1 pseudogene is annotated in these 255 nt (G+C 43.5%); it reads left to right on the forward strand.

Going from position 1 to position 255, the window contains the following annotated elements:
* Positions 1 to 255, forward strand: a pseudogene (locus tag FG384_RS20125) (IS3 family transposase); the annotation flags it as partial.

Genomic DNA, 255 nt, shown 5'->3' on the forward strand with positions numbered 1-255 from the left:
TGTGCAGCGTACTATGCAAAAATATGGTTGGCAATGTAGAGTAAAGGTGAAGAAACGGAAGCGTACCGGGCAGCCAGCATACGTCGCACCGAATTTATTGGCACGTGATTTCTCAGCATCTAAACCCTTGGAGAAGCTAGTAACGGATATTACGTACTTGCCTTATGGCCAATCAATGATGTATCTTTCTAGTATTCTCGATGTCTTCAATGGTGAGATTGTGGCACAAACTATCGGTTTCAAACAAGACACCGA

It is taken from the genome of Psychrobacillus vulpis, from assembly GCF_006861825.1.
GTDB classification, from domain to species: domain Bacteria; phylum Bacillota; class Bacilli; order Bacillales_A; family Planococcaceae; genus Psychrobacillus; species Psychrobacillus vulpis.